Annotated in this window: 5 protein-coding genes; 2 read left to right on the top strand and 3 right to left on the bottom strand. The window is 39.2% G+C overall.

The genetic code is table 11. From position 1 onward, the window contains the following. Window positions 1–712 precede the first annotated feature (712 nt). The 3 genes from ACHABW_RS24970 to ACHABW_RS24960 form a co-directional block, all read right to left on the bottom strand. Entirely contained in the window at window positions 713–2,083 is a 1,371-nt protein-coding gene (locus ACHABW_RS24970; RefSeq protein WP_435759642.1) for a UDP-N-acetylmuramoyl-tripeptide--D-alanyl-D-alanine ligase, read from the bottom strand. Window positions 2,084–2,231: 148 nt separating this feature from the next. Then, window positions 2,232–3,329 (bottom strand): D-alanine--D-alanine ligase, encoded by a 1,098-nt coding sequence (locus ACHABW_RS24965; RefSeq protein ID WP_435759640.1) that lies wholly within the window; start codon window positions 3,327–3,329, stop codon window positions 2,232–2,234. Between the two features lie 237 nt (window positions 3,330–3,566). After that, window positions 3,567–4,991 carry an aldehyde dehydrogenase family protein gene (locus ACHABW_RS24960; RefSeq protein WP_435759638.1) on the bottom strand — a complete coding sequence of 475 codons (1,425 nt, stop codon included), beginning with the start codon at window positions 4,989–4,991 and terminating at the stop codon, window positions 3,567–3,569. A gap of 554 nt (window positions 4,992–5,545) precedes the next feature. On the opposite strand from ACHABW_RS24960, the gene ACHABW_RS24955 reads away from it, so the two are divergent. Then, entirely contained in the window at window positions 5,546–7,204 is a 1,659-nt protein-coding gene (locus ACHABW_RS24955; RefSeq protein WP_435759636.1) for a DUF2075 domain-containing protein, read from the top strand. Beyond that, entirely contained in the window at window positions 7,197–7,496 is a 300-nt protein-coding gene (locus ACHABW_RS24950) for a nucleotide pyrophosphohydrolase (protein WP_435759634.1), read from the top strand. Before ACHABW_RS24955 ends, ACHABW_RS24950 begins: the two co-directional genes overlap by 8 nt. The last annotated feature ends 26 nt before the right edge of the window (window positions 7,497–7,522 follow it).

The raw sequence follows: 7,522 nt of genomic DNA, 5'->3' as shown, positions 1-7,522 counted from the left end.
GCGAAGGTAAATTAAAAGTTCCTATTAAATGGTAGGATTCTGTTGATTAATACCATGTTACTCAGTTGAATCCTCTTTAGGCGGATGCGTTCCGCGAGAAATGATTCCGCTGTTGCTCTTCCCACTCAAGTCATCGCCTTCGCTACTTTCAGCTTTTTTTTGTTTAAGAATACAGTCTCTCCTTTAACAGGAAGAAGAAACGTCAAAAAGACTCTTCAGTTAATACTAGTGAAGAGTCAAGTATATGTAGTAATATTCGATTTTGCGGTAACTTGACATGCAAGGACTTGAAAATAGTTAACCTCTTTCATAGAAGAATTTCAGTGAACCATTTATCCAACTCGATAATCTGAATTTGTTTGCTTTCGGTGAATGTTTAGGACGAACAGTACCAGGCCTGTTCGTAAATAAAAGCACATTTTACATTCATACTCCAACTAAACACTATTAATAGCATACAAAAACACACAGATTAAGATCTGTGTGTTTTTACTCATATTTTCTTTGGTTATTGAACTAACGCGTAGTTACTTTAAGTACCTTCAATTGATAGGAAAACATATTACAATTCTTCAAATGATAAACTTACTTCATCTAATAAAGTTCCCATAACTGGTAAGGACGCTGGACCAATACCTTGGATTTTCAGAATTTCTTTTTCGGTGTACTTTGAAAGTTTTGCAAAGTATTAATCCCTTCGTATGTGAAACACTTAAGTTAATTCATTCACAACTTCTTCTAGTTTCATGCCACGGGAGCCTTTCAGTAGAACGATATCGCCTTCTTCCACCGTTCCCTTTAGTTTAGCGATCAGCGCCTGTTTATCGTTGTATGCAAAAACGCGATTTTCGGAAAAATTGACTTTTGCACCTTCTGCTATTTTTCTTCCTAGCTGGCCAAAAGTGATGACTTCATTAATTTTATCTTTGTCAATTCCTTTACCGACTTCAAAATGAAAGGTTTCTTCCTTGTCACCTAGTTCGAGCATATCTCCCAAAACGACGATTTTTTTCTTGTAATTTTTTAAATCTTGCAGCAAGTCAATCGCGGCTCGCATCGACGTTGGGCTGGCATTATAAGCATCATTAATTACCGTCACGCCATCTTTTCCTTCGATCAGTTCCGTTCGCATTCCTGTGATTTTGATTGCTTCGAGCCCTTTTTTGATATCAGGGATCGACACATTCATCTGCTTGGAAATGGCAATGGCTGAGAGAGCATTATTTACATTGTGTTTGCCGAGAACCGGAATAAAATACTCGGTCTCCGCTTCTTCTTTTAAGGTGAAATATGTGCCATTGCTCTTCTGCTGGATATGCGTCGGGCAATAATCGTTTGTTTCGCGATTCCCAAAGGTGATGACGTGAAACGGACTTTTTTCGACTTTTTCTGTTAATAATGGCTCATCTCCATGGATGATGAGTGTCCCGTTTTCTCGCAAACCTGCGGTGATTTCAAATTTTGCCTCTGAAATCCCTTCGCGTGAACCTAAATCCTGTAAGTGGGACTCGCCAATGTTTGTGATGATGGCAGCTTCAGGTTGTGCTAGATTAGAAAGGAACTCAATTTCTCCTCTTCCGCTCATTCCCATTTCCAACACTGCGATTTCTGTGTCTTCCTGTAATCGAAGAATCGTCAATGGCAATCCGATGTGGTTATTGTAATTCCCTTCCGTTTTTTGGACTTTATATGTCGTTGAAAGCACGGAGGTAACCATATCTTTCGTTGTTGTTTTACCGTTACTACCAGTGATTGCGATGACTTTTGCGGGCAAACTCGCCAAGTAGTTTTTTGCTAATTCCTGTAATGCCACTAACGTATCGTCGACATAAATTAACGGGACATCTGCAGGAGAATTCGGCTGATCTTTTTGCCAAAGGGCTCCGACTGCCCCATTCTTGATAGCTCCTGTCACAAAATCGTGGCCATTAAAGTTCTCGCCAACAATCGGGATATATAGATTTGCTTTTTCAATCGTTCTTGTATCTGTGGAAACTCCGGCAACCTCGATACGGTTAGTGTCTGTACCGACAACTTCTCCGTTGGTCCACACAGCAATTTCTTTCAATGTTTTTTGCATCATCACACTCACTCCTTCTTATCGATAGAAACGTTCCTCTTTCTGAATACTATGTGTAGATATTTCCCATGGTATTATGCGGAAAAAAAGATAGGGAAAAGCTATGTAAAACGAGGCTGACTCAGAGTCAACCTCATTCCTAAATTTATGCTTAAAAGGTGTGCTTAATCTTCTGTTTTTCCTGATGTCGCTCTCTTCCAAGTTTGACTAGTTTTTCAATTAACTCCGTGTATGACAAGCCTGATTTCTGCCACAGCATCGGGAACATGCTAAAAGGTGTAAAGCCTGGCATCGTGTTCACTTCGTTCATGAGGATGTCTCCCTCTTTTGTTAAAAAGAAGTCAGCGCGGACTAATCCTGAGCAATCGAGTGCTTTAAAAGATTGAATCGCCACACGTTTCATTTCTTCATAGTCTTCATTGGAGACGTCTGCAGGGATAATAAGGCCTGTGCTTCCGTCCTCATATTTCGCTTTATAGTCATAAAAACCATCTTTTGGAACGATTTCACCAACTACGGAGCATTGAGGATCCTCGTTTCCTAATACGGCAATTTCCAATTCACGACCGTCGATTCCTTCTTCAATAATGATTTTACGGTCATATTCAAAAGCCTCTACAAAAGCTTTTTCAAGACTTGCGCGGTCGCTACATTTACTGATTCCTACACTTGAACCTAAGTTTGCTGGTTTGACAAAACAAGGGTAACCAAGTTTTTCTTCGACCTTCTTGTAAGCGGATTCGGTCTCTTTTTCCCAATAACTGCGAACGTACCATACATAGTTCGGTTGCTTAATGCCAGCCTGTTCATAAATGTTTTTCATCATGACTTTATCCATGCCGGCAGCAGACGCCAGCACTCCGTTCCCTATATAAGGAACGTTCATCAGCTCTAATAACCCCTGAACGGTTCCGTCTTCCCCGTTCGGTCCATGAAGCAACGGGAATATCACATCGAACTTATCTTCCGTTTGGCTGCTGTCACCCTTTGCTTGAACCGGAAAAATTTCTGAATTTAAAGCAACCGGAGAAATGGTTTCCCCTGCTTCTTTCAATTGAAGCTTCTCGACATCTTCCACAGGACCTTCAAGCTGAGTTCCTCTAACCCACTGACCCGTTTCTGAAATGTATATTGGATGAACGTCATATTTAGTTAAATCCAATGCATTAATGACGGCTTTTGCTGTTTGTAATGATACATTATGTTCGGCGGATTTCCCACCATATAATAACCCTAGTTTAATCTTCATAATCACCCTCCATATTTGTTCCCTTATCATTTTAACATTTCCGTCTATAAATTAACTACTAATTTTTCAAGGAAACAAGGGGACGGTTCTGTGCTTCATTGACACCTACCGAAGACTTGCGCGGTTCACTCAAGTAAAGAACCCTTCCGCAACAGCGAAGGGTCCTATTCGTTTAGGCGACCATGTACTCTGAGATAATGGTTAAACTCTTTGCGTTGTAACCTGTCTTTCTTCGTATTATGAAGGCATGCCATGAACAGATTTGACCTCAAGATATTCCTCAATCCCAAAGTCACCCCACTCACGACCGATGCCAGATTGTTTATAGCCTCCAAATGGCCCATGGAAGTCGGTAGCAGTATCGTTGACAGTAATTCTTCCAGCTTTGATTCTCGATGCGACATCACGAAATTTCTCCGGATTTTTACCAATTACATAACCTGCAAGACCATAGATAGTATCGTTTGCAATCTCAAGTGCTTGGTCAAGACTATCGTAAGTTAGAATCGTTGTAACAGGACCGAAAATTTCTTCTTGTGCAATGACCATATCGTTAGAGACATCCGTAAAAACAGTTGGCTTGGCAAAATAACCTTTTTCCAATCCTTCAGGTTTACCTGTCCCGCCTACAAGCAATGTTGCTTCCTTTTCTCCTTTTTCAATATAAGATTGCACAGTATCCCACTGATCCTCTGATACAAGTGGCCCTGTCGCAATTCCTTCTTTACGGGGATCACCGACCGGGAAAGATGGTAATACCTTTTGAACTGCTTCTTCGAATTGTGTCTTCATCGATGTAGGCACAAGGATTCTTGTCGCGGCAGAGCAGACCTGACCGGTGTTCGTCATCATATGAGAAACGGCTGATTTCGCTGCTTCTTCTACGTTTGCGTCATCCAAGACGATAAGCGGCGATTTCCCGCCTAACTCCAAGGCTACTTTTTTAATTGTTTGCGCCGCATTTTGCATGATTTTCTCTCCTACTGATCCGGAACCTGTAAAGGAAACAAAATCAATATCTCGATGGGAACTAATGCCGTCCCCAATCTCAGAACCCGTTCCGTTTACAAGGTTGAATGCACCTTTAGGGACACCTGCCTCATCAATGATCTCCGCTAGCATCATAGCTGCAAACGGTGTCTTTGATGCCGGCTTCAGCACCACGGGACTCCCGGCCGCAATCGCACTAGCAATCTTTGTTGAGGTTTGATTCGTAGGAAAGTTCCATGGTGTAATAAGTCCACTCACACCTATTGTTTCCTTTAAGACTGTATGCCCGCCTCGATTCTCTGAGAAGGAAAAGGACTCTAAGGCTTCTGCCGCGTGACTGAAATGACCTAGACCCATGTTATAATGTACTTCCTCGGAGACCGAAAGTGGCGCACCTAATTCATCTGTCATCACCTCGATGAACTCGTCTTTCCGCTTCTTATATCCTTCCACAATATTGTGCAGCCATTGAATTCGCTCTTCTTTTGTAGAATTTGAAAACGTCGGTAGTACTGCTTTTGCTGCAGCAACGGCTTTATTTAAATCCTCATTTGTTCCAGAGCTAATCTTTCCCATCACTTCTTCGGTCGCTGGGTTCACAACATCGATCGTCTCAGAACCTGTTGATTCTATCCATTCTCCATTTATAAAATGCTTAACCTGATTACGCATTTAAAAACTCTCCTTTTTCATCCATCTAGTTAGTAGACTCTGAAAAAATCTTTCCTAATGTTGTTTATTGGCTATTATATTTCCCTCTTTCAAAAGGAAAGACCTCAACATGCAAGTAATACCATTATTTAATGAGATGTAAAAACACTCTATTCTGCAATGTAGGTTTCTAGAAATGATATACCCTCCTCCTAAAAAACTAAAACAGAGAAATAAGAAAAGGAAACATGGGGACGGTTCTGTGCATCATTGGCACCGGTGAGGTAATCTGTTTCCAAAGACAGAAAAAACTCTTTTCTAATGGAAGGAGTTTTTGAAACTAAAATTATATAATATGCTCTCCGGATTAACCATCTTCAGCAGTTCCAATTGGATTTTAGCTCCTAGATGAAATGATTCCATTTATAACCCATGGTTAAAGTTTTCACCTGTTTTACTATCATTCCTTAGATCGGTGTGGTCAAATTTACCAGGTAGATGTCTGGATTATGATAGAATATAGCTACTTAGTTTAAACAGTCAGATAAATCATTTTTTTGATGTAGGAGAATTCTATGAATAGTGAATTGATTTTTGAAAAAGGATCATTTAACCGCCAAGCACTGGACCAGGTGCAAACAGTCTACTTAAACAATTATCCAATGGTGTATGTCCTTTATAACCAAAAGCGTAAAATCGCATATATTGGCCAAACCGTTCATAAAAAACGGCGTCTTCATACCCATTTAACTAATCCTAAGCGTCATATACATAACGAGACAATCGTCATTGGTCATGAGAAATTTAATCAGTCTGCTACCTATAATATCGAATCGAACCTGATTAACTATTTTATTGCTGATAATCAATACAAGCTGCAAAATGTCAGTCAAACGGCTAATATGCAGATGCACAACTACTTTCAGAAAGAATATTTTAATGAAGAAATTTTTGGTGAAATATGGGATAAACTTAGAGAAGAAAACTTGGTAAAAGAAACCGTTGAAAATTTAAGAAATAAAGATATTTACAAGCTCTCTCCCTATAAAGAGCTGTCCGAACAGCAACTTGATGTAAAAAATAGAATACTAGATTTTTGCAAGAAAAATATTAATAATGAAGGTCATCATGTATTTATCGTTGAAGGTGATGCTGGTACAGGTAAAAGTGTCCTATTGAGTTCATTATTTAATACGATTCAAGATTATGCCAATGAGGATAGTTCAGACTTAAAAGACACAAATAATTTTCTGTTAGTCAACCATAGTGAAATGCTGAAGACATATAAGAGTATTGCAAACAGCCTGCCTAACTTGAAAAAGAAAAATTTTCTGAAGCCTACACCTTTTGTTAATCAAATGGATAAAACCAATACCCAAGCAGATATTGTTTTAGTAGATGAAGCTCATTTACTTTTAACCAAAGAAGATTCTTATAATAATTTCCGCTATGAAAATCACCTGGATGAGATCATCAAACGATGTAAAATAACGATTGTTATCTTTGACCCTAAACAAGTGTTAAAACTAAAAAGTTATTGGAACCAGCGTTTAATTCAAGAAATCACTAGGCACTACAGTGCGGAAACGATGCAATTAACGGATCAATTTAGAATGAAAGCTAGCCCAGAAACGTTAAACTGGATTAACCATTTTGTCTCCAAAAGCCTACTTCCTCTTCCGAGTAATGAGGATCAGGAATTTGAGTTCAAAATATATGATAACGGTCGTCAATTTAAAGAAGCTATTCAATCGAAAAATGAAAAATACGGACTTTCCAGGATCGTTTCTACTTTTGACTACCTTCATAAAAAAGATGGCAAAGAGTATTATGTAGATGAACATGAAGATGGTGTGAACCTTCCATGGAATATCACTGGAAATAACATCACATGGGCGGAAGAAGCCCATACCATTTATGAAGTTGGCTCTATTTATACCGTGCAGGGGTTTGATTTAAATTATGTAGGCGTGGTACTTGGCCCCTCCCTCAGTTATGATGACGAAACAGATCGAATCGTCATTGATATCCAAAAATATAAGGATACAGGGGCTTTTACCTCGAGAAAAGACATTGATACTGATCAAGCCGAACAGATCAAAGAAGACATTATTTTAAATTCAATTAATGTTTTGATGAAGCGAGGCATACGAGGCCTTTATATCTACGCTGTAGACCCAAAATTAAGCGCAAAACTACAATCATTAATAAAGGAGAATGAACCTGATGAATGAAATAGAAGCACTTTTAAAGAAGATAGATGCGTTCAGAGAAGCCCGAAACTGGAACCAATACCACAATCCAAAAGATCTTGCTCTTTCTTTGTCTATTGAAGCAGCTGAACTTCTTGAAGATTTCCAATGGAAAAGCAGTGAACAAGCCGTAGAAGAAAACCTTGAAAATATTGAGGAAGAAATTGCAGATGTATTGATCTATGCGCTAACCTTGTGCAGTGAATTAAACTTGAATGTTGATAAGATTGTTAGAGATAAAATAGAAAAGAATGGCTTGAAGTATCCCGTCTGAAGCAAGAGGAAACATGGGGAGGGTTC

It is taken from the genome of Salipaludibacillus sp. CF4.18, from assembly GCF_051262595.1.
Classification (GTDB): domain Bacteria; phylum Bacillota; class Bacilli; order Bacillales; family Salisediminibacteriaceae; genus Salipaludibacillus; species Salipaludibacillus neizhouensis.
Note: the sequence above shows the minus strand (reverse complement) of the source record. Positions and strands in the feature narration are given on the sequence as shown.